Origin of the sequence: Fulvimonas soli (assembly GCF_003148905.1) — a bacterium.
Lineage (GTDB): Bacteria > Pseudomonadota > Gammaproteobacteria > Xanthomonadales > Rhodanobacteraceae > Fulvimonas > Fulvimonas soli.
The window spans coordinates 77,242-99,192 of sequence record NZ_QGHC01000004.1 but is presented as its reverse complement, the minus strand read 5'-3'; the positions used below and the strand labels follow the sequence as shown (position 1 = coordinate 99,192).

The window sequence follows — 21,951 nt, the reverse complement described above, 5'->3', positions numbered from 1 at the left end:
TCCTAGCGGTCGCAGCCGGCGATGGTGAGGCCGAAGCTGGCCTCGTTGATGGCGTAGTCCATCATGTTGGTCTGGTGCACGGTGAACGGGAACGCGCGCCAGTTGGAGAACGAAGGCGACTTGATCTTCACCCGCGCCAGCATGCCTTGCGCATCGAGGTGCACCGCGTAGTAGAGCGAGCCGCGCGGAGACTCGGCCCAGCCCAGGCCGAAGCCCAGCGGCTCGGGCGCGCACGGCGCGTACACCGGGCCGTGCTCCAGCCGCGGCAACAGCAGCTCCAGCAGGTCGAAGCCGGCGCGCAGCTCGGCCGCGCGCACGCGGGCGCGGGCGTAGGCGTCGCCCTCCTCGGCCAGCGCCACCGGCACGTGCAGTTCGTCGTAGGCGGCGTAGGGATGGTCGCGGCGCAGGTCGCGGTCCAGCCCCGAGGCGCGCTCGACCGGACCGGTGGCGCCCTGGTCGAAGGCCACGTCCTTGCGCAGCACGCCGGTGGCGAGCAGGCGGTCGAGGTAGCTGGTGGTGCGTTCGAGTTGGGCCAGGTAGCTCTCGACCTCGCGGCGCAGCCGTTGCAGCGTGTCGGCCAGGTCGACCGGCACGGCGACGTCGCGGCGCAGCCCGCCCGGGCACAGCAGGTTGCGCATGAAGCGCTGGCCGGTCAGGCGCCCGGCGAGCTGCTTGATCCGCTCCTCCAGCAGACGGCCCTCGGCCTGGCCCACCTTCAGCGTGGTGGAGTCGGCCAGCTGGCCGAAGTAGTGCAGATGGTTGTACAGGCGCTCCAGCTCGGCCAGCAGCACGCGCAGCCGCTTGGCGCGCGGCGGCACCGTGCAGCCGGCCGCGTCCTCCACCGCCTGGCAGTAGGCCAGCGCGTGCGCCACGCTGCCCACGCCGGAGACGCGCTCGGCCAGCACGCAGCCGTGCATCGGGGACGCGCCCTCGAACTTGGCCTCCATGCCGCGGTGCTTGAGGAACAGGCGCGGCAGGTAGTGCACGATCGCCTCGCCCAGGTAGAAGAACAGGAACTGCGCCGACTCCAGCACGTCGGCGCGCACCGGGCCGAAGCCCAGCAGTTGCACCTGCGGGTCGCTCACCTCCGGCAGCACCAGCGGCGCGCGCAGCGTGCCTTCGGCCGAGCGCTCGACCACCAGCGGGTAGGGCTCGGGATGGCCGCGGAAAGCCAGGCCGTAGAGGTCCTGCATCTCGCGCTCGTACCAGCCCAGCAGTGGCGCGCGCAGCGCCAGGCTGGGCAGCTCGCCGCCGTCGGCGCGGCAGCTCCACAGTTCGAACGGCTGGCGCGGCCCCGGCGCGGCGAGGTAGCGCACCTCCGTGCGTCCCGGCTGCGGATGCCAGGCGTAGGCCATCTGCATGCGCCCGCCGGCACCGAGCAGCTGCTCCAGGCGCGTCGGCAGCGCCTGCGCGTCGAGGTTCGCGGCGCGCACCGAGGCGCTCATGGCACGGCTCCCAGTCCGCGCGCGATGTCGGCGAACAGCGCCTGCCAGGCCGGCGGCCACCATAGCCCCAGCGCGAGCAGCGCGGCCAGCGCCAGCGCCATCGGCAGCACGCGCCAGCCGGCGCCCCAGGCCGCCGTCGGGGCCGCCGGCGGCGCCAGCGGCGACGCTTCCAGGTACATCGCGCGGAAATGGTTGAGGAAGGCCACGAAGATTGCGATCAGCAGCACCAGCATCACGATCGCCGCCCACAGGTGCGGCCCCGACCAGCCCGCGCGCAGGATGGCGAACTCGCTGGGGAACAGGCCGAACGGCGGCGCGCCGGTGATGGCGACGGCGCCGCACAGCCAGATCGCGCCCGACACCGGGAACTGCCCCCACACGCCGCGGATGTCGTCCATGCGCTTGCTGCCGTAGCGCTGCATCGCGTTGCCCGCGCCGAAGAACAGGAGCGGCTTGGCCAGCGAATGGTTGAGCATGTGGTACAGCGCGCCGGCGACGCCCAGCGTGCCGCCGAAGCCGAAGCCCAGCGCCAGCACGCCCATGTGCTCCACGCTCGAATACGCCATCAGCCGCTTCACCTGCCGCTGCCGCACGATGAACAGCGCGCCGATCAGCAGCGAGAACACGCCCAGCACCACCAGCGCCACGTGCGGCAGGCGCCCCTGCCCCGCCGCGTCGGCCGCCGCCAGCAGGCGCACGATGCCCACCATCGCGGTGTTGAGCAGCGCGCCGGAGAGCATCGCCGACACCGGCGCGGGGCCCTCGCTGTGCGCGTCCGGCAGCCAGGTGTGCATCGGCGCCAGGCCGACCTTGGTGCCGTAGCCGATCAGCGCGAGCAGGAAGCCCATCTTCAGCAGCACCGGCGGCACGTGCGGCGCGGCGGCGGTCAGCGAGGCCCAGGTCAGCATGTAGGTCTCGCCGTAGACGAAGCTGCCGCCCCAGTACAGGAGCGCCGTGCCCAGCAGCGCCAGGCTGATGCCGGAGGAGACCACGATGATGTATTTCCACGCCGCCTCCATGCTCTCGGCGTTGTGCTCGAAGCCGACCAGGAAGGTGCTCACCAGGGTGGTCAGCTCGATGGCGATCCAGTACACGCCCACGCTGTTGACCAGCGGCGCCACCAGCATGCTCAGCGCGAAGCCGGCGAACAGCGCGTAGAACACCGGCAGCTGCGCCTGGCGGTGCGCGGCCTGGCGCATGTAGGCCACCGCGTAGATCGAGGCCAGCAGGTAGACCACCGCCACGCACAGCGCCACCCAAGCGCCCAGCGCGTCGACGATCACGTAGCCGCCCAGCAGCGTCGCCGGCAGGCCGTGCAGGAACGGCAACGGCACGGCCAGCACGAACACCGCCACGCTCGCGGCGAGGTTGAGGTATTCGCTGGCGCGCGGTCGCCGCGCCAGCAGGCCCAGCGCCACCGCCAGCGCCGGCGCCAGCCACAACAGCGCGATGCGCAGCCCCAGGCTCATCCGGTCAGCCTCCGCAGTTCGCGGCTGCTGGTGCTGCCGATGTGGGTGAGCAGGTAGCGCACCAGCACGCCGAAGCAGGCCACCGCCACCAGCAGGTCGAACAGCAGCACCAGCTCGATCATCAGCGGCATGCCCGGCATCAGGATCTGCGTGCCGAGGAAGATGCCGTTCTCCAGCACCAGGATGCCCAGGATGTGGCTGATCGCCTCGTGCCGCAGGGTGAGCATGAGGAAGCCGATCAGCTTCATCGAGAACATCACGGTGAGCGCCAGCACCACCACGTTGGAGGCCAGGCCCAGCTCGGCGGCCAGGCGGACCGACACCACCAGCGCGAAGATCACCGCGCCCGCGCCGATCACCAGGCTGGTGGAGGTGCTCAGCACCTCGTGCAGCTCGCGCGCGGTGTTGAGCCGGCGCAGGATGCGCAGGATCAGCCAGGGCAGCACCACGCCGCGGAACAGCACGGTGAGCCCGCCCACCCAGTACAGCTCGGCGTAGCCGCCGTAGTAGCCCACCGCGGCCGACAGGATGCCGATCAGCCACGACTGCGCGGCGAAGGCCAGCATGTAGTCCTTCAGCCAGCGCGAGCCCAGCATCACGAAGGCCAGCAGGAGGCTGGCGATGGCCAGCAGGCTGAACAGCGAGGCGGCGAGCGGGGCGAGGTGGGCGGCGAGCATGGCGGTCAGCGGATCTGGTTGGCCACGACGGCCAGCACGGCGAGCAGGAAGGCCGCGGCCAGCGGCTCCTGGTAGCGGTAGAAGCGCAGGCGCGACTGCGCGGTCTCCACCCCGATCACCGCGCAGGCGACCACGGCGAACTTGAGCCCGATGCCGAGCACGGCGCCGCCCACGCCCAGCGCGGTGCCCAGCCTGGACAGCCCCCACGGCAGCAGCAGCACGTGGCAGAAGATGGTGTAGAGGATGAACTGCTTCATCATCGACGCCCACTTCAGCAGCGCCAGCAGCGGGCCGGAATATTCGAGGATGCGCGCCTCCTCGATCATGTAGACCTCGATGTGCGTGCTGGAATGGATCGGCAGGCGGTCCGTCTCGGTGAGCAGCAGCACGAAGAAGGCCGCCACCAGGAACAGGTGCGTCGGGCTCCAGTACACCTCCGGATGCGCCACCAGCAGGTGGTTCACCACGAACGGCAGCATCGCGTGCGCCATCAGCGTGATGCCGACGAACACCAGGATCAGGATCGGCTCGGCGAGGATCGCGATCATCACCGTGCGGCTGGCGCCGATGCCGCCGTAGGCGCTGCCCGAGTCCAGCGCCGCGAGGTTCACGAAGAAGGTGCCCAGGGTGAGCACCAGGCCGCCGCCCAGGATGTCGCCCATGTCCGACTGCGGCAGCGGGAAGTCGGTCAGCACCGGGATCAGGATCGGCACCGTCAGCATCGCCGCGAACGCCACCACCGGCGCGCACCAGAACACCCAGCTGGCGGTGGCCGGCACCACCAGCTGCTTGCGGAACAGCTTGCGCAGGTCGCGGTAGGGCTGCAGCAGCGAAGGCCCGCGCGCGCGCTGCACGCGCTCCTCGTAGCGCAGGATGAAGCCTTGCAACAGCGGCGAGAGCGCCGCCACCGTCACCACCTGCGCCACCTGGTCGAGGACGTCGCGCAGCATGGCGGCGCGTCAGCGCGACGGACGGCGGACCGGGAAGCTTGCCGTTGCCGGGCCGGCCCGCCGCCGTCGCGCCGCGGCGCGGCACAAGATGCCGCTGGCGCGCTGCCGCGCCGCGAGCATGGCGGCGGTCAGGAGGGAAAGGCACAGGGCGATACAGGTCATGAGCGGCTCCCGTGGGGTCGCGTTCGATACCTGTAGGAGTCATCAGCCCTGGGGGCGGTCGAAGGCGGACTCCATCGCCCTGCTTCGCAACTTAGCACGCGCCCGGGCGGCGTTGGAATACCTGCCCGGACGCGCACCGTCCTGATCTATCGGCCCGCTCGTGCAACGGCCGTGAAACCCGGCTTGCCGCCCCGCGACGCCCTGCGCTACCGTCGCGGCGGGGAGATGGCATGCCTCCCGTCGCCGAACCGCCGCAAGGCTGATGATGCCTGTCACGTGCCGGACATCGGCGGACCGTCGCCCATGCCCGGCCTCGCCGGATCGCGGGCACGAGGAGACGGGCGATGGATCTGAATGCGTACCTGCACCTGATGGTGCAAAGGCAGGCCTCCGACCTGTTCCTCAGCGCGGGCGCGCCGCCCAGCCTCAAGGCCGGCGGCGAGACGCGCCACCTGGGCGAGGCGCGGCTGACCGCCGAGCAGGTGCACGCGATGGCCTACGCGGTGATGAACGAGCGCCAGCAGCGCGAGTTCGAGGCCACGCTGGAGATGAACCTGGCGATCGCGCTGGCCGACGCCGGCCGCTTCCGCATCAACATCTACCGCCAGCGCGGCGACGTGGCGATGGTGGTGCGCTACATCACCAGCCGGATCCCGGGCATCGAGGCGCTGAACCTGCCGCCGCTGCTGAAGGAGCTGGTGCTGCTGCCGCGCGGGCTGGTGCTGGTGGTGGGCGCGACCAGCTCGGGCAAGTCCACCTGCCTGGCGTCGATGCTGGACCACCGCAACAGCGTGCGCACCGGGCACATCCTCACCATCGAGGAGCCGATCGAGTACCTGCACGTGCACAAGCAGTCGGTGGTGGACCAGCGCGAGATCGGCCTGGACACGCTCAGCTACGCCAACGCGCTGAAGAACGCCATGCGCGAGGCGCCCGACGTGATCATGATCGGCGAGATCCGCGACCGCGAGATCATGCAGCAGGCGATCGCCTACGCCGAGACCGGCCACCTGTGCCTGGCCACCCTGCACGCCAGCAACGCCAGCCAGGCGCTGGACCGCATCGTCAACTTCTTCGCCGAGCAGGCGCGGCAGCAGCTGCTGATCGACCTGTCGCTCAACCTGAAGGCGGTGGTGTCGCTGCGCCTGCTGCGCGCCGTGGACGGCGGGCGCGTGCCCGCGGTGGAGCTGCTGCTGGCCACGCCCTACGTCTCGGACCTGATCGCCAAGGGCGAGATCCACAAGCTGCGCGACGCGATGAGGCAGGGCAAGGAGCTGGGCATGCAGTCCTTCGACGACGCGCTGTACCGGCTCTACGCGGACGGCCGCATCGACTACCGGCAGGCGCTGGACGCCGCCGACTCGCGCACGGACCTGGCGCTGCGCCTTCGGCTGGACGGCCTGGCCCCGCCCGACGATCCCGGCGCGCTGCGCCTGGACGACTTCGCCGGCGAGCTGCCCGGCGAGGCGCCTATCCGCTAGCGTCCGCCAGCATCGCCTCCAGCGCCTGCGTCGCGGCAACGTCCGCGCGCAACGCGCGCAGCCGCGCTTCCACAGCCGCCGCATCGTCCTGTTGCCGCGCCTCGCCCTGCGCCAGGGCCTCCCCGATCCCGGCCAGGCTGGCGTCGACGTGCGCGTCCGCCTGTGCCAGCAGGCATTGCGCCGCCTGTTTCAGCCGTTCCTCGAAATCGTGGCGCATGCGCCCGGACTGCACCTGCACCAGGTCGTCCGCGCGCTCGCGCGCCTGGCGCATCGCCCGCGCGCGGCCGAGCGCGCCGGGCAGCAGGCGCGCCAGTCCCTGCCCGAGCAGGCGCAGCGACGGCGGCGCCTCCCAGAACTTGTAGTAGAACGCGGGCGGCGCCTGTGGCGGCGCCTCGGCCGGCGTGGCCGCGAACGGCACGTCGAGGAGCTCGGCGCAGGCGCGCAGCAGCCCGTCCACGGCGTCGGCCAGGTGCCGCCACAGGCGTTCGCCGGCCTGGTCGAACGCCGCGCGCATCGTGTCGCCTCCCGCCCGCCGCCAGGCATCGCATTCGCGGCGCACGGTCTCCACCGTGCACGCCTCCAGCGCCTCGCGCAGGCGCGCGACGCCGGCTCCGCGCCACGTCTCGCCGCAGGAGGCCAGTGCGTCGCGCAGGCGCGCGCGCAGGTCGCGTCCGAAGGCGTCCAGGTCCGGCTCGATGCGCTCGCGCATGATCCGCCGCCGCTCCGCCTCCAGCGCCGCGGCGAAGTCGGCGCGCGCATGGCGCAGCCGTTCGCGCCCTTCCGCGAGCGCGCGCCGCGCGGCCTGCAGCGTTTCCTGCGGCGCGGTGAGCGCCCGGATCTCCATCTGCAGTGCGAACCGCCGCTCGGCCAGCAGCCGCGCCAGCCGGCGCGCCATCGCGTCCAGCCACAGCCGGCCGCCCTCGCGCTGCAGGAACGCGCGCAGCACCGCGTCGAACGCGGCCAGGCCGCTGGCCCGCCATCCCGGCTCGTCCCGCTCCAGGCGGGCGCGCAGGCCCTCGCGCGCGGACACCGGGAACAGCGCGGGCCGCGTCCCCAGCGCCTTTTCCAGCGCCGCGCCGACGAAGGCCAGCGACTGCTCCCGCTCGGCCGCCGTCAGGTAGTCGACCTTGTTGAGCAGCACGAACACCTTGCCGGCGTGGCCGCGCACCACCTGCAGGAAGTCCAGCTCGTGGCGGCTCAGCGGCTGGTCGGCGGACACCACCAGGATCACCGCGTCGGCTTCCGGCAGATAGCGCGCGGTGGCCTCGCTGTTGTGCTCGTGCACCGAGCCCACGCCGGGCGTGTCGATCAGCCGCAGCCCGCCGTCGAGCGAGGGCAGCGTCAGCGTCACCTCGCGCACGCCCCTGGCGTTGCCCGGATTGCCCGCCTCGGTGACGTAGCTAGCCAGTTCGGCAAGCGGCGCCTCGCGTGTCCCGCCGTCCTCGAAGCGCACCGTCATCGCCGTCGCCGGGCCGCCGCGCAGCACGGTCACCACCGAGGTCAGCGGGACCACGCCGGTGGGCAGCAGGTCCTGCCCGACCAGCGCGTTGACCAGCGTGCTCTTGCCGCGCTTGAACTCGCCGGCCACCACCAGGTGGAACGCATGCCCGGCGAAGCGCTCGCGCAGGGCGGCGAATGCGTCGGCGCGGCGGCCGGGCAGGCGCGCGGCCGCCGCGATCGCCGCGGCCAGCCGCGCATGGCGCCGGTCGAAGGCCGTGCTCATGCCGCGGCGCCCTCGTCCAGCGCGGGCACGCCCAGGCAGCGCCGCAGCGTGCGCAGGGCCAGATACGTCCACGCCAGGTCGGGCAGCGCCTCCGGCCGCAACGCGAAGCCGCCGCTGCCGGTCTGGCAGCCCGCGATGAAGTCGATGGCGTCGTCGGCGTGGTCGACCGGGATGCCCAGGCGCGCGCAGCAGGCCACGCCCGCGCAGGTCGTCTCCAGGCTGGGCGACAGCGAGTGCGCGGTCAGCTGGAAGCCGAAGCCGCGGACCGCCAGGCGGCGCACGAACGCCGCCGTCCGCGGCCCTGCCCGCTCGCCGCAGGCGGCCAGCACCGCCAGCGCTTCCGCCGTGTCGTGCAGGTTGGGCGGATGGCCGTAGCCGCCATCGGGGTCCTCCGCCTCGCGCAGCGCATGCGCGAGCGCGGCTTCATCGCGCGGCAGGCCGGCATGCCGCCGGAGCCACAGGCCGTAGGCCAGCCGCCGCAGGGGCGACTGGAGGTCCGTCCCGTCCATCGCCGGCAGGCGCAGGGACAGCGCGGCGATGGCGGCCCGCACCTCGGCCTCGTGGAAGTCCGCGGCGCCGAGCGCCTGCAGGCCGCGCACGCGGTAGCAGAGGGCGAACGGCTGCGGCTCGACGGGCAGGCCGCGGATGAACGCCACGTGCCGCGCGTGCCCGGGCAGGCGCTCGCGCGTCAGCAGCCTCCAGGCCCCCACGCCATGCCAGGTGTCGGCGAGGCTGGGTTCCTCGAGGTAGTAGCCGCGGTAGAAGCAGAAGCCGCCGCCGGGCGACTGGCGTTCCAGCAGGTAGGCGCGCGCCTGCCGGAAGGCGCGCGCCAGGCGCTGCCGCAGGACGGGATTCGGTGCGGTGATCGCGGGCGTACAGGACACGGGGAGTTCCTCGGGGGAGCTTCGAGTTGCCTGTAGGAGTCATCAGCCGTCGCGGCAATCGTAGGTGGACTCCATCACCCGTCCGCCGGCAAGCATGCCATCTTCCGCGCCTTCCTGCCCGGCGCTTTCCCGGTCGCACACCGTCGCCGGGGACTCGCGGCCCCGCCCGCCACGGCACGCGCGGCTCTCCCCGCCACCGTCTTGATGCGCGGATGGGGCTGGGGTACTGTTGATCGCGGGAGATGGCATTCCTCCCCGCATGACCCAACCGCCGCAAGGCTAATGATGCCTACCAACGACGCGCTTCGGTGACGAAGCTCCTGGTAGGCACGACTTTCCCCCGCAAAGTCCGTCTCCGAGTGCGCGCCTGGCAGGCCCATTGGGAGCTTGGTCATGTACAGCGTTCATCCCGACGGATTCCCCGCAGGAGAGGAAGGCGGCGGGCACATCCTGGTGCTCTACGACGGCTCGCCGGACACCGACAGGGCCGTCGAGCATGCCCTGACGCTCGCGCGGCAACGCTCGGCGCGGCTGTTCGTGCTGGCGGTCGCGCCGCATTCCGCGAATGCCGGCGCCGCCGCTTCCGCCCGCGTCGCCCTGACCGACGACCTCATCGCCTTCGCCCGGCTGGGACGGCGCCTGGGCGTGGAAGTCGACGGCAGCTGCCTCGACCAGCCCGACCGCGGCATCGTCGAGCAGGTCATCGCCAGCCACCGCATCGACCGCGTCGTGCTGCCGAAGGCGGACGGCGTGCCGAAGTCGCCCGGCGCCCGGCTGCTGCGCGACCTCGGCCGGGACTGCCCCGTCCCGGTCGTGTTCAGCACGGACCGCCCCGCGGGAGCCGCGCCATGACCCGGCTGCTCCTGATACGCCACGGCGAGGTGCAGGGCATCGACCCGCCCACCTTCCGCGGGCGGCTCGACCTGCCGCTGACCCCGCGCGGCCTGCGCCAGGCGGAGGCCACCGCCGAGTACCTGACCGGCCGCACCGCGCTGGGCGCGGTCTACTGCAGCCCGCTGAGCCGCTGCGTGCGCACGGCGGACACGATCTGCGCGCCGTTCCACACCGCCGCGATCCCCCACCCCGAGCTCAACGACATCAACTACGGCGCCTGGACCGGCCTCGGCGTCGACGAGGTGTGCAGGCGCTGGCCGCGCGAGGCCGCGCTGTGGAAGGTGGCGCCGCATGCGTTCCGCATCCCCGGCGGGGAATCGCTGCAGGACCTGGCCGCGCGCACGGCGGACGCGCTGACCGCGATCCTGCACAAGCACCCGCGCGGCACCATCGCCATGGTCACCCACGACAGCGTGATCCGCGCCCTGCTCTGCCATGCGCTCGGGCTGCCGCTCTCCGCCTACTGGCTGTTCGCCCCGTCGCCGTGCGGCATCAGCACCATCGCCTACGCCGACGACCGCTTCGTCGTCGAGGCGGTCAACGAAACCCAGCACCTTTCGAGTCTCTGAGGACCGCGCATGGCCTTCTCCGCAGTATCCCCCGGCTGGAACGTGCCGCACGACGTCAACGCCATCGTCGAGATCCCGATGGACGCCGACCCGGTCAAGTACGAGGTCGACAAGGCGTCCGGCGCCATCTTCGTGGACCGCGTGCTGTCCACGCCGATGCGCTACCCGTGCAACTACGGCTACATGCCGCAGACGCTGTGCGGCGACGGCGACCCGCTGGACGTGCTGATCGTCATGCCGATCCCGCTGGTGCCCGGCTCGGTGATCGCCTGCCGCCCGGTGGGCCTGATGATGATGACCGACGAGAACGGCGAGGACGCCAAGCTGATCGCCGTGCCCAACGCCAAGGTGTTCCCCGCCTACCAGCACGTCCGCGACGTCACGGACGTGCCGGAAACCACCCGCGCCCGCATCCAGCACTTCTTCGAGCACTACAAGGACCTGGAGAAGGGCAAGTGGGTCCGCATGGAGGGTTGGCGCCATGCCGATGCCGCCCACGATGAAATCCAGCGCTCGGTCAAGGCCTACGCCGCCGCGCGCCAGGGCTGACGCGGGCCCGGCGGTGGCGCTGCCGGACCGGCCGGCGGGAGCGGTTGCGGCGCCGCCTGCCGAGGAGGCGCGCCGCGCGCTGATGGACGCCATCCAGCAGCTGCCGCTGGCCGCGCACTTCGGCCGCGCCGCGCTGAAGGAAGCCGAGCGCATGGCGCGCGGCGCGCAGCACTGGCACAAGCCGCTGGCCTGGTACCGCCCCGGCGGCGGCCGCGGCGACGCCCTGCAATGCGCCGTGACGGACGAGGGCCGGCTGCTGCGGGTGAGCGTGTTTCTCTACCCGCTGTTCGGGCAGCTGCAGGTCGCCTCCGAATGCGGCTGCGGCCAGCCGCTGTGCGCGCACGCCGCCGCGCTGATGCTTCGCCTGCAACAGCTGCTGGACTGGCCGCGCGCGATGTCGCCGCTCGAACGCTGGCGGCACAGCCTGGCCATGCACGAGGAAACGGCGGCAGCGCCGGCGGCCGTGGCCGACGCGGTCGCGCCGCGGCAACTGGTCTGCCTGCTGGAGACGGTGGACGAGCAGGACAGCGTGCGGCTGGCCGCGCGGCTGGTGCTGGTGCCCGCCGTCGACGGCCTCGCGCAGCCGCATCGCTGGATCGCCGCCGACCAGGCGCGCGCACGGCCGCACCTCTCCCGCCAGGCGCTGATGTGGCAGGCGCAGCTCGCGCTCGGCCGGCGCCGCTCCGGCAAGTCCGAGCAGGGGTACTTCCTGCAGGGCCACGGCGGCGCGGCGCTGCTGGCCGAATGGCTGGAGGCCGGCCTCTGCCACCACGCGCACGGCCTGCGCCCGCTCGTGGCCGGGGCGCCGCGGCAGCCGCCATGGCGATGGCGCCTCGATGCGCGCGGCCGGGCCGTGCTGGAACTGGCGTGGGAGGACGGCCGCGAGCTGCGGCCGATCGAACTGGACGCGCTGTACTACCTCGACGAGCACGACGGCCGGATCGGCCGGCTGGAACTGGGCGCGGCCGCCTGGGCGATGGCCCGGCACATGCCGCCGGCCGATCCGCGGGAGCTCGACGCGCTGCGCGCCGACTGGCCGCCGCATCCGCTGCTGTCCGCCCTGCCCGCGCCGCCGCCGGCGCCGCCGCTGCGCGAGCTGCGCGCGCCACTGCGGCCGGTGGCCGTGCTCGGCGCCTCGCGCCATGCGCTGCGCGGCGACTACGTGTTCCACCTGCAGGCCTGGGCCGACTACGGCGGCCTTCGCCTGCCGCTGGCCGACGAGCCCTGGCGCGCCGAATGGGTGCGCATGGAACGCGACGGCCTCGTCGCCATCCGGCGCGACGTGGAGGCGGAAATGCAGGCCGGCCAGGCGCTGGCCGCGCTGGGCCTGGTCGGCCTGGGCACGCTGGTGCCGGAGGCGTGGCGCCAGCTGGCGCCGCCGCCGCCCGCCGCGGCGCTGGGCTGCCGCGAGCTGTACCAGGGCGGCGCCGAGACCTTCACCGCGCTGGAGGCGCGCCTGCAGGCGCTGGGCAACGCCGGCATCCGCCTCGAGTACGACGCGGAGCTGCCGTTCACCGTGCTGCCGCACGAGCCGCGCTTCCGCGCCACGCTGGCGCCCGGCGAGGGCGGCGCGTGGACGCAGTTCGAGCTGGCCGCCACGCTCGACAACGGCGAGGAGATCGACGTGCTGCCGATCGTGCTCGGCGGCCTGGCGCGCCGCGAGTTCGCGCTGGCGCCGGCGGCGGACGAGCCGCCCGACGCGCACTGGCTGGCGCCGCTCGGCCACGCGCGCTGGCTGCCGCTGCGGCTCGCGTGGCTGCGCGAGTGGATGACCCCGCTGCTGGAATGCCTGCACCGCCCGGGCCGGCGCGCGGACGCCGCCGGGCTGGACCTGTCGCGCTCGCAGGCGATGGCGCTGAGCGACGCGCTGCGCCAGCAGGGCATTCCGGTGGAAGGCCCGCAGGCGGCGGACATCGCCGGCGCGCTGGCCGCACTGCGCGAGGCGCTGGCCGCGCCCGCGCCGGCGCTGCCGGCCGGCTTCCGCGGGCAGCTGCGCCACTACCAGCGCGAGGGGTTGCAATGGCTGCAGGCGCTGCGCCGGCACGGCCTGGGCGGCGTGCTCGCCGACGACATGGGCCTGGGCAAGACCGTGCAGGTCATCGCCCACCTGCTGCTGGAGGACGAGGCGGGCCGGCTCGACCGGCCGGCGCTGATCGTCGCCCCCACCAGCCTGGTGTTCAACTGGCTGGACGAGATCGCGCGCTTCGCGCCCTCCCTGCGCCGCGTCAACTTCACCGGCCCGGCGCGCGCCGCGCGGCTGCCGGAGCTGCCCGGCGCGCACGTGATCGTCACCAGCTACGCGCTGCTGGCCAACGACGTCGAGGCGCTGGAAAAGCTCGACTACGCCCTGCTGGTGCTGGACGAGGCGCAGTGGATCAAGAACCCGCTGACCCGCACCGCGCGCGCGGTGCGCCGGCTGCGCGCGCCGCACCGGCTGGCGGTCACCGGCACGCCGCTGGAGAACCACCTGGGCGAGCTGTGGGCGCATTTCGACGCGGTGCTGCCCGGCTACCTCGGCGACTACCGCAGCTTCAACCGCAGCTTCCGCCTGCCGATCGAGCGGCACGGCGACGACGCGCGCGGCGAGATCCTGCGCCGGCGCATCGCGCCGTTCCTGCTGCGCCGGCGCAAGGCCGAGGTGGCGCCGGAGCTGCCGGCCAAGACCGAGACGGTGCTGCGCGTGGCGATGGGCGAGGCGCAGCGGCGCGTGTACGAGTCGCTGCGCCTGGCGATGAACGCGCGCGTGCGCGAGGCGCTGGCCAGCTACGGCGCCGAGCAGTCGCGCGTGGTGGTGCTGTCGGCCCTGCTGCGCCTGCGCCAGGCCTGCTGCGACCCGCGCCTGCTCGACCTGCCCGAGCCGCCGCCCTCGGCCAAGCTGGACGCGCTGCTGGAGCTGGTGCAGGCGCTGCGCGAGGAGGAGCGCCAGGTGCTGGTGTTCAGCCAGTTCACCTCGATGCTCGCGCTGCTCTCCGCGGCGCTGGAAAAGGCCGGCCTCCGGCACGCCCTGCTCACCGGCGACACCGCCGACCGCGCCGAGCCGGTGCGGCGCTTCCAGCAGCGCGAGACGCCGATCCTGCTGGCCAGCCTCAAGGCCGGCGGCGTGGGCCTCAACCTCACCGCCGCCGACGCAGTGATCCACTACGACCCGTGGTGGAACCCGGCGGTGGAGCAGCAGGCGGTCGACCGCGCGCACCGCCTGGGCCGCGAGCAGCCGGTGTTCGTCTACAAGCTGCTGTGCGAGGACACCATCGAGGACAAGATCGAGGCGATGAAGACGGAGAAGAGCGACCTCGCCGGCCTGCTGCTCGACGCCGCCGACGCGCCCGGCGCACTGGACGCGCGCGACCTGCGGGCCCTGTTCGACCTGCCCGCCCCCTAGATTCCCACTGCCACGGAGCCCCCACGCCATGCGTATCACCCACCTGGATGCGATCGAAGTCCTCGACTCGCGCGGCAACCCCACCGTCGAGGCGTGGCTGCGCCTGGAGGACGGCTCCGAAGGCCGCGCCATCACCCCGTCCGGCGCCTCCACCGGCATGCACGAGGCGGTGGAGCTGCGCGACGGCGACCCGCAGCGCTACGGCGGCAAGGGCGTGCAGCAGGCGGTCGGCCACGTGCGCGGCGAGATCGCCGCGGCGCTGGTCGGCAGCGCGCCGGCCGACCAGCGCGCGCTCGACGACGCGCTGCGCGCGCTGGACGGCACGCCGCACAAGTCGCGCCTGGGCGCCAACGCCCTGCTCGCCGTGTCGATCGCCTACGCGCGCGCGGCGGCGGCCTCGCGCCGGCTGCCGCTGTACCGCTACCTGGGCGGCGACGAGGCCGCGCTGCTGCCGGTGCCCTGCCTCAACGTGATCAACGGCGGCCGCCACGCGGACAACACGGTGGACTTCCAGGAGTTCAAGATCGTGCCGCACCGCGCGCCCAGCTTCGCCGAGGCGATCCGCATCGGCGAGGAGGTGTTCCACGCGCTGAAGTCGCTGCTGCACGCGCACGGGCTGTCCACCGGCGTGGGCGACGAGGGCGGCTTCGCGCCCAACCTGCACAGCAACGAGCAGGCCATCGAGCTGATCCTGAAGGCGATCCGGGCCGCCGGCTACAAGCCCGGCGACGACGTGGCGCTCGCGCTCGACCCTGCCGCCAGCGAGATGTGGCACCACGGCCGCTACCGCTTCTTCAAGTCCAACCAGTCCGAGCGCGACAGCGCGGCGATGATCGCGCTGTGGGACGACTGGCTGCAGCGCTACCCGATCGTGCTGCTGGAGGACCCGCTCTCCGAGCACGACTGGGACGGCTGGAGCGAGCTGACCCGCCAGCTCGGCGAGCGCGTGGAGCTGGTCGGCGACGACATCTTCTGCACCAACCCGGAGCTGCTGCGCCGGGGCATCAAGGAAGGCGTGGCCAACGCCATCCTGATCAAGCCCAACCAGATCGGCACGGTGACCGAGACGCTGGACTGCGCCGCCGAGGCGAAGGCCGCCGGCTACGGCTGCTACGTGTCGCACCGCTCCGGCGAGACCGAGGACAGCTTCATCGCCGACCTGGTGGTGGCGCTGGGCTGCGGCCACATCAAGACCGGCTCCGGCTGCCGCGGCGAGCGCACCGCCAAGTTCAACCGGCTGCTGCGCATCGAGCACGAGCTGGGCGCCAGGGCGCGCTTCGCCGGCCGCGGCGCGTTCGTCCGCTGACGCCGTGCGGCACCGCTGCCGCGCGCCGCGAGGGCACGCGCGCGCCGCCTTCCAACGCCCCGGCCGGTCGAACCGGCCGGCCGCCGTCGCCCCATGCCGCCACGGACCGGCGGCGCCTCTCACGGCCCGCCACGCAACCGCATGCCCCTTCATAAGGACATTCCGCATCGGACCTTCCGGCCATCGGGGCCCTGCCCCATACTGCGACGCGACGGAGATGGCATTCCTCCGACCCTGCGCACCGGGTGAACCGCCGCTCGCGGCTGATGATGCCTGCCGACTGCCGGAGGCAGGACGCAGGCGTCTTTCCGAGCGACGCCCGCGGACCGCGCGCCTCCAAGGACCCGGAGGCCACCGCTTGAACCGCCGCACCCGCATGCCCGTTTCCCGCCGTCCTTCGCCCGTGGCGCGGCCGGCCCGCCTGGCGAGACGCTGCGCCGACGCCACCGGAGCCGCGGCATGAACGCCGGTGACGCCAGGCACGGTGCGACCACGGCCAGCCGCACCGCCATGCGGTTCGTGCTGTTGATCGGCGCGCTCAGCTTCTTCGCCGACTTCACCTACGAGGGCTCGCGCAGCATCCTCGGCCCCTATCTCGCCTCGCTGCAGGCCAGCGCCTTCGTGGTCGGCGCGGTGACCGGCTTCGGCGAGCTGCTGGGCTACGGCCTGCGCTTCTTCTCCGGCCGGCTGGCCGACCGCACCGGCCGCTTCTGGCCCATCACCATCGTCGGCTACGTGGTGCAGATGGCCGCGGTGCCGGCGCTGGCGCTGACCCACGACTGGCCGGCCGCCGCCGTGCTGATCGTGCTGGAACGCACCGGCCGCGCGATCCGCAACCCGCCGCGCGACGCGATGCTCTCGCACGCGGCCGCGCACCTGGGCGGCTACGGCTGGACCTTCGGCGTGCACGAGGCCTGCGACCAGTTCGGCGCGATGTTCGGGCCGCTCGCGGTCGCCTGGGTGTTGGCGCGCCACGGCAGCTACCACCAGGCCTTCGCGGTGCTGCTCGTGCCGGCGGCGATCAACCTGGCGCTGGTGCTGGCCGCGCGGCTGCTCTATCCCAGGCCGGAGGACATGGAGCAGACAGCGGGCGGCCCTCGGGATGGCGCCGCCTTCCCGCGCACGTTCTGGGTCTACCTGGCCGGCGCGGCGCTGGTCGCGCTCGGCTTCGCCGACTATCCGCTGCTGGCCTACCACTTCAACCGCAGCGGCAGCGTGCCGGCCGACTGGATCGCGGCGTTCTACGCCGTGGCGATGGCGGTCAGCGGTACCGCCTCGCTGGTGCTGGGCCGGCTGTTCGACCGCTACGGCTTCCGCGTGCTGGTGCTGCTGACCGCGGCGGCCTCGCTGTTCGCGCCGCTGGCCTTCCTCGGCGGCTTCTCGCTCGCGCTGGCCGGCGCGGCGGTCTGGGGCATGGGCATCGGCGTGCACGAATCGATCATCCCGGCGGCGGTGGCGCCGATGGTCCCGGCGCGGCGCCGCGCCTCGGCGTTCGGGCTGTTCACGGCCGGCTACGGCATCTTCTGGTTCCTCGGCAGCGCCGCCATCGGTCTGCTCTACGAGCGCTCGATAGCGTGGACCGTCGCCTTTTGCGTGGTCACCCAGTGGCTGGCCGTGCCGGTCTTCCTCTGGGTGGGACGGCGGGTCCGCCTGCCCCGCCGCGCCTGAGGGCAGGGTCCGGCGCGGCGCGCGCCCGCCGGGGAACGGCGGCGACTCGCGGCCTTACGCGCGCCCGGCCCCGGCATGCGCCGTCCGGTCGTCGGGCCGGCCGGCCCCGCCATCGCCGGACGTCGCCTGCCCCTCCCCGAACACCTGCCGGTAGAGGTCCGCGCCATGGCTGGTCTCCAGCGGCTCGCCCTCGGCCAGCCGGAACGTGCGCGTGCCGTCGGCGAGCCGCTGCGCGCGCAGGAAGAGCGCGTCCGGCATGCGGCGCTCGTACAGCCCGCGGGCGAACGTGTACAGGTGGGTGACGAAGACGACCTTGACGTTCCGCGCCAGCAGCGCCTCGACCACCTGCCGCGCCACCTCCGATCCCTCGCGCTCGTTGGTCGAGGCGAAGGATTCGTTGAACAGCACCAGCGCGCCCGGCCCGACCTGGCCGGCCAGGTCGCTCAGGCGGGCCAGCTCCTCGTCGAACTTGCCGCTGGCCATGGCGGCGTCCTCCTCGCGCTTGTAGTGCGTGAACAGCCCGCCGCACAGCTCCGCCGCGAACGCGCGCGCGGTCACGAACATGCCCGCCTGCATCATCAGCTGCGCCAGGCCCAGGCTGCGCATGAAGGTCGACTTGCCGCCCTGGTTCGCCCCGGTGACCACCAGCAGCCGCTTGCCGTCGGCCGCGAGCGTGTTGCCCACCGGCGGGCGCTCCTGGGCCAGCGCGAGCGCCGCGTCGCAGAGCCCCTCGAACCCGAGCGTCCCCGAACCGGCCGCCGCCGCCGCCGGGAACGCCGTCGGCACGCCCAGCGCCTCCAGCCGCGCATGCAGGTTCAGGCAGCCGACGTAGAAGGCGAGCTCGGCGCGCAGCATCTCGAAGAAGGCCAGGATGTGGTCCATGGACTGCGCGAGCGCGTTCGCCACGTCGTTGATCGCGCGGTCGCGCATGCCGGCCAGCGTGCGCGCGCCGGCCAGGTCGCGCTCGGCGATGCGGAACGTGTACGCGGGCGGGCGCTTCCCGAACGCGCGCCTGAGCCAGCCGGCCGCGGGCGGGTGCGGCCGGCGCAGCACGTAGCCGTTTCCCTGGTTCTCCGGCCCGAGCATCGCGCTCATCAGCACGCCGTCCTTGAAGCGCAGCTCGGCCAGGTGCGCGCGCACGTTCCCGAGGTAGGCGTCGTCGAACTCCTCGCGCAACATGGCGAACAGCGCGCCGAACCCGCGCGAGGCGAATCCGCCGGCGTGCGCTTCGGCCAGGCCACGCAGCTTTTCCAGCACGTCCATGAACATCCGCAGCATGCTGATCGCGCCGTGCAGGATCGAGGTGGGATGGTCGCCCAGGAAGCTCCAGTAGTTCTTCTTCCTGTTCTCGATCGCCTCCACCGCGAGCGCGTAGAGCTGGCGCACCACCTCGGGCTGGCGCAGCGCATCCCGCAGCGCCGCCTGGCGGTGAAGGATCGTCGGCACGTCGCCGTGCAGGCCCTGCAGCAGGGCCTTCCGCGCGATGTCGAGCAGGAAGTCGTCCCCGCCGGCCATCGCGTGCAGCAGCACGTCCAGCCCCAGGTCCTGCCGCAGCAGCGCCTCGTGGGACGGCGCCGGCCGCTGCGCGTCGAAATCCCGGTCCGGGTGCATCAGGTACGCCTTCATGGCCGTATGCGCTCCAGCAGGCGAGGATAGGTCACGCCGTATTTCTCGGCGATCGCCAGCGCGTAGGCCAGCCCGTCGGCGGGGCGGCGCTCCACCTTGTAGGTACGCACGGCCGGGTCCGCCGGATCGACCGTGCTCACCATGCTGACGGTGCGCCGATCGAACGTGGCCAGCTCGGTGAGGAAGGTGACGCAGACGCCGAGCGCGTCGAGCCGGGCGAGCCGCTCCATCACCTTGCGGCTCAGGAAGACGGCATCGTCCAGCGTGGTCGAGGAGAAGATCTCGTTGAGGATGACGATGCTGCGCGGGCTCGCCTGCGCCAGGACGTCGCGGATCCTGACGAGGTCGTCCTGCAGCTTGCCGCGCAGGTTCTCGATGCGCTCCGCCTGCTCGAAATGCGTGAGCAGCCGGTCGAACAGGTAGAGCCTGGCCTCCGTGCCCGGCACCGGGCATCCCAGGCAGGCCAGCCAGTGCATCTGGCCGAGCATGCGCGCGAAGGTGGTCTTGCCGCCCTGGTTGGGCCCGGAGACCACGAAGATCCGTTCCTCCCCGTCCAGCTCGAAGTCGTTGCACACCACGCCCTGGCCGCCCAGCTTGGCGGCCAGCGCCAGGTCGAATGCCGCCCTGCCCCGGATCGCCTTGCTCGCGCCCGACACTTCCGGGTAGCAGAACGCCAGCCCGCGCTGGCGCAGCGGCCGCAGGTAGGCCAGGCAGGCGAGGTAGAACTGCACCTCGCGGTCGAAGCGGGCCATGCGCGCGTCCACGAACTCCGCGTGCGCGGTGCAGAAATCCGCCAGCCGCCGGAAAGCCTCCGGATGCAGCAGGGCCACGCGGTCCAGGATCTGCGCCTCGACGTGGTCGAGGCCGACGTGCGCGCGGAATCCGACGCCGTAGTTCCTGCCGCCCTGCCGCCGGAACTTGGCGAAGGTGGCCTCGATGGCGACGCGGGCATCCTCCTCGCCGTCGTACGCGCGCACCGTGACGCTGCCGCCCTTGATGAGCAGGCCGTAGCGGATCGCGGCCAGGCCGGCCTTGCACGCCTCCGCGTCCGCCAGCAGGCGCTGGAAGGCCGCGTCGGCGACGTAGCCGTCCAGATGCTCCCGCAACGCGCGCATGCCCCGCGAGGCCAGCTCCAGCGGCTGCAGGTCCCTGGCCAGGCGGCGCACGCTCTCGACATAGAGCTCCGCGGCGCCGAGGAACCAGCGCTGCTGCTCGAGGGGATAGAAGAGCTTGCGCATCCGCGCGAGCCGGTCGCGCATGGCACTCATGTCCGCGCAGAACGCCTCGACGGCGGCCCTGGGCTGCTCGGCCTCCAGGTCGCGCATCACCTCCTGGCGGTAGGCGATGTCGTCCACGTCCTGCAACGGCGCATGGAACAGCGGGACCAGATCGTAGCTTTCCCGCCCCGCCGTGATCGCCGCCACGATCTGGTCGAGGTTGAGGTCGTGGAAGCAGTCCGGCGCGTCCGCCGGGCCTACGCTGTCCGCCCGCTCCGGAGGAAACAGGATGCTGCGGAACGGTACGGACGGGTTGCCAGGTGGACGGCTCACGGCTCGCGGCTCCTCGGCTTGCTGCACGAACGCGCGAGGTGGCCACATACGGCAACGACCTGCGCACCCGATGCTCGGGGTGAACAGGCATCATCAACCGGACAAGGTGATTCGCCCTGGTTCGACAGGACCGGAGGAATGCCATCTCCGGCTGGGGATTCTACCCGTTACAGGGGGCGGCTCAACCCGTCCACGGATGGTTCGCCGTCGACGATGGGGCATGCGATGGCGGACAGAGCGCCAGGGTCGGCATTCCCACCGTCCCGGGCGCGCTCATGTGCCCAGGAAGCGGCCAGGGTCGGTCGGCTTCGGTCTTCGCGCGACGGCCCGTTGGCCCTAGACGGCACGATGACTCCGCCGGGTGTCCACTGCGCAGATCATCCAGGCGGGAGGAGAACGGCCATGGCCATCTGCGAGGTCTGCGGCAACAGCTACGCGAACACCTTCACCGTCTTCTTCGAGGGCCGCGAGCACGTGTTCGACGCCTTCGAGTGCGCGATCCACGCGCTGGCGCCGCGCTGCCAGTCGTGCCGTTGCACGGTGATCGGGCACGGCGTGGAGCACGACGGCCGCATCTTCTGCTGCGCGTTCTGCGCCCGCAAGGCCGGGGTGGACGGCCTGGTGGACCACAACTGACCCGCGCGGCGGCGTGACGGATAATGGCCTTCCCTGTGTCGGCCATCATCCGCATGTCTTCCGTGCCCGTCCCTGCCAGCGGCGACCTGGCCGCCTTCCTTGCCGGCCACCGGCGCCTGTTCGTGCTGACCGGGGCCGGTTGCAGCACGGCGTCCGGCATCCCGGACTACCGCGACGCGGACGGCGGCTGGAAGCGCGCGCAGCCGGTGACCTACCAGGCCTTCATGGGCGAAGAGGCCACGCGCAGGCGCTACTGGGCGCGCAGCCTGGTCGGCTGGCGGCGGTTCGGGCGCGCCCTGCCGAACGACGCGCACCATGCCCTGCGCCGGCTGGAGGAACAGGAACGCCTGACGCTGCTGGTCACGCAGAACGTGGACGGCCTGCACCAGCGGGCCGGCAGCCGGCGCGTGGTGGACCTGCACGGCCGGCTGGACCAGGTGCGCTGCATGGCCTGCGAGCGCCGCTTTCCGCGCCAGGATTTCCAGCAGCGCCTGCTCGCGCTGAACCCGGATTGGGCCGCGCTGGACGCCGCCGACGCGCCCGACGGCGACGCCGACCTGGACGGGCATGACTTCACCGGCTTCGCGGTGCCGCCCTGCCCGCACTGCGGCGGCGTGTTCAAGCCCGACGTGGTGTTCTTCGGCGAGAACGTGCCGCGCGAGCGCGTGCAGCGGGCGATGCAGGCGCTGGACGAGGCCGACGCCATGCTGGTGGTCGGCTCCTCGCTGATGGTGTTCTCCGGCTACCGCTTCGCCCACGCGGCGGCCAGGGCCGGCAAGCCGATCGCCGCGGTGAACCTGGGCCGCACCCGCGCCGATCCGCTGCTGGCGCTCAAGGTCGAGCGATCCTGCGCGGAGGCGCTGGCTTTCCTGCTTTGAGGGCGGTGGCCAAGGGCGTTTCGGCCTGGGCGCGCATTCAACATGGGCGCGCGTCCCTTCTCCGCGAAGTGCATCTCCCCTCACCGTCATTCCGGCGAAGGCCGG

The 21,951-nt window shown here is 72.8% G+C and carries 18 protein-coding genes and 6 riboswitches; of the genes, 9 read left to right on the top strand and 9 right to left on the bottom strand.

Features of this window, described 5'->3' with window-relative positions; all coding sequences use genetic code 11:
* Positions 1 to 2: 2 nt before the first annotated feature.
* The 5 genes from C7456_RS06100 to C7456_RS17180 are packed head-to-tail and all read right to left on the bottom strand — an operon-like array spanning position 3 to position 4,703.
* Positions 3 to 1,445 (bottom strand): hydrogenase large subunit, encoded by a 1,443-nt coding sequence (locus C7456_RS06100; protein ID WP_211306277.1) that lies wholly within the window; start codon positions 1,443 to 1,445, stop codon positions 3 to 5.
* Positions 1,442 to 2,914: a proton-conducting transporter transmembrane domain-containing protein gene (locus C7456_RS06095; protein WP_109722862.1), complete on the bottom strand. Its 1,473-nt coding sequence runs from the start codon at positions 2,912 to 2,914 to the stop codon at positions 1,442 to 1,444. Before C7456_RS06095 ends, C7456_RS06100 begins: the two co-directional genes overlap by 4 nt.
* Positions 2,911 to 3,591: a hydrogenase gene (locus C7456_RS06090; RefSeq protein ID WP_109722861.1), complete on the bottom strand. Its 681-nt coding sequence runs from the start codon at positions 3,589 to 3,591 to the stop codon at positions 2,911 to 2,913. The genes C7456_RS06095 and C7456_RS06090 overlap by 4 nt, the downstream gene beginning before the upstream one ends.
* Before the next feature lie 5 nt (positions 3,592 to 3,596).
* A complete protein-coding gene (locus tag C7456_RS06085) occupies positions 3,597 to 4,541 on the bottom strand; it encodes a respiratory chain complex I subunit 1 family protein (protein ID WP_109722860.1) in 945 nt (314 codons plus the stop codon).
* A gap of 9 nt (positions 4,542 to 4,550) precedes the next feature.
* Positions 4,551 to 4,703, bottom strand: a complete 153-nt coding sequence (locus C7456_RS17180; RefSeq protein WP_170120186.1) for a hypothetical protein — start codon at positions 4,701 to 4,703, stop codon at positions 4,551 to 4,553.
* A 26-nt stretch (positions 4,704 to 4,729) separates the two neighbouring features.
* A riboswitch (Fluoride riboswitch) is annotated at positions 4,730 to 4,791 on the bottom strand.
* A 124-nt stretch (positions 4,792 to 4,915) separates the two neighbouring features.
* Positions 4,916 to 4,982, top strand: a riboswitch (Fluoride riboswitch).
* Between the two features lie 65 nt (positions 4,983 to 5,047).
* On the opposite strand from C7456_RS17180, the gene C7456_RS06080 reads away from it, so the two are divergent.
* Positions 5,048 to 6,184, top strand: coding sequence for a PilT/PilU family type 4a pilus ATPase (locus tag C7456_RS06080; protein ID WP_109722859.1), 1,137 nt, complete (start codon positions 5,048 to 5,050; stop codon positions 6,182 to 6,184).
* Here C7456_RS06080 and C7456_RS06075 read toward each other — a convergent pair.
* Complete coding sequence (locus C7456_RS06075) at positions 6,174 to 7,907, bottom strand: dynamin family protein (RefSeq protein WP_109722858.1); 1,734 nt, start codon at positions 7,905 to 7,907, stop codon at positions 6,174 to 6,176. The two genes, C7456_RS06080 and C7456_RS06075, sit on opposite strands and share 11 nt — an antisense overlap.
* Entirely contained in the window at positions 7,904 to 8,791 is an 888-nt protein-coding gene (locus tag C7456_RS06070; RefSeq protein ID WP_109722857.1) for a prenyltransferase/squalene oxidase repeat-containing protein, read from the bottom strand. Before C7456_RS06070 ends, C7456_RS06075 begins: the two co-directional genes overlap by 4 nt.
* Positions 8,792 to 8,817: 26 nt before the next feature.
* Positions 8,818 to 8,879, bottom strand: a riboswitch (Fluoride riboswitch).
* A gap of 141 nt (positions 8,880 to 9,020) precedes the next feature.
* Positions 9,021 to 9,090: riboswitch (Fluoride riboswitch) on the top strand.
* A gap of 94 nt (positions 9,091 to 9,184) precedes the next feature.
* Here C7456_RS06070 and C7456_RS06065 point away from each other — a divergent pair.
* The 6 genes from C7456_RS06065 to C7456_RS06040 all read left to right on the top strand — a co-directional run bounded on the left by C7456_RS06065 (position 9,185) and on the right by C7456_RS06040 (position 17,156).
* Positions 9,185 to 9,643, top strand: coding sequence for a universal stress protein (locus C7456_RS06065; protein ID WP_109722856.1), 459 nt, complete (start codon positions 9,185 to 9,187; stop codon positions 9,641 to 9,643).
* Positions 9,640 to 10,254, top strand: coding sequence for a histidine phosphatase family protein (locus tag C7456_RS06060; RefSeq protein ID WP_109722855.1), 615 nt, complete (start codon positions 9,640 to 9,642; stop codon positions 10,252 to 10,254). Before C7456_RS06065 ends, C7456_RS06060 begins: the two co-directional genes overlap by 4 nt.
* Before the next feature lie 9 nt (positions 10,255 to 10,263).
* The gene (gene ppa, locus C7456_RS06055; protein WP_109722854.1) at positions 10,264 to 10,803 is read left to right on the top strand and encodes an inorganic diphosphatase; all 540 of its coding nucleotides are present in this window, start codon (positions 10,264 to 10,266) and stop codon (positions 10,801 to 10,803) included.
* A gap of 82 nt (positions 10,804 to 10,885) precedes the next feature.
* Entirely contained in the window at positions 10,886 to 14,182 is a 3,297-nt protein-coding gene (locus C7456_RS06050; protein ID WP_170120185.1) for a DEAD/DEAH box helicase, read from the top strand.
* Between the two features lie 28 nt (positions 14,183 to 14,210).
* Positions 14,211 to 15,488 (top strand): phosphopyruvate hydratase, encoded by a 1,278-nt coding sequence (eno, locus tag C7456_RS06045; protein WP_109722852.1) that lies wholly within the window; start codon positions 14,211 to 14,213, stop codon positions 15,486 to 15,488.
* Positions 15,489 to 15,692: 204 nt separating this feature from the next.
* A riboswitch (Fluoride riboswitch) is annotated at positions 15,693 to 15,771 on the top strand.
* Positions 15,772 to 15,947: 176 nt separating this feature from the next.
* Entirely contained in the window at positions 15,948 to 17,156 is a 1,209-nt protein-coding gene (locus C7456_RS06040) for an MFS transporter (protein WP_211306275.1), read from the top strand.
* Between the two features lie 54 nt (positions 17,157 to 17,210).
* Here C7456_RS06040 and C7456_RS06035 read toward each other — a convergent pair whose 3' ends face one another.
* Together C7456_RS06035 and C7456_RS06030 are read right to left on the bottom strand one after the other, a co-directional pair.
* Positions 17,211 to 18,782, bottom strand: coding sequence for a MutS-related protein (locus C7456_RS06035; protein WP_109722851.1), 1,572 nt, complete (start codon positions 18,780 to 18,782; stop codon positions 17,211 to 17,213).
* Positions 18,779 to 20,332, bottom strand: a complete 1,554-nt coding sequence (locus C7456_RS06030) for a MutS-related protein (RefSeq protein ID WP_211306273.1) — start codon at positions 20,330 to 20,332, stop codon at positions 18,779 to 18,781. The genes C7456_RS06035 and C7456_RS06030 overlap by 4 nt, the downstream gene beginning before the upstream one ends.
* A gap of 77 nt (positions 20,333 to 20,409) precedes the next feature.
* Positions 20,410 to 20,490: riboswitch (Fluoride riboswitch) on the bottom strand.
* Between the two features lie 244 nt (positions 20,491 to 20,734).
* Between C7456_RS06030 and C7456_RS06025 the strand changes: the two genes are divergently transcribed.
* Together C7456_RS06025 and C7456_RS06020 are read left to right on the top strand one after the other, a co-directional pair.
* Positions 20,735 to 20,968, top strand: coding sequence for a hypothetical protein (locus C7456_RS06025; protein ID WP_109722849.1), 234 nt, complete (start codon positions 20,735 to 20,737; stop codon positions 20,966 to 20,968).
* A gap of 53 nt (positions 20,969 to 21,021) precedes the next feature.
* Positions 21,022 to 21,846, top strand: coding sequence for an NAD-dependent protein deacetylase (locus C7456_RS06020; RefSeq protein WP_109723080.1), 825 nt, complete (start codon positions 21,022 to 21,024; stop codon positions 21,844 to 21,846).
* Positions 21,847 to 21,951 lie beyond the last annotated feature (105 nt).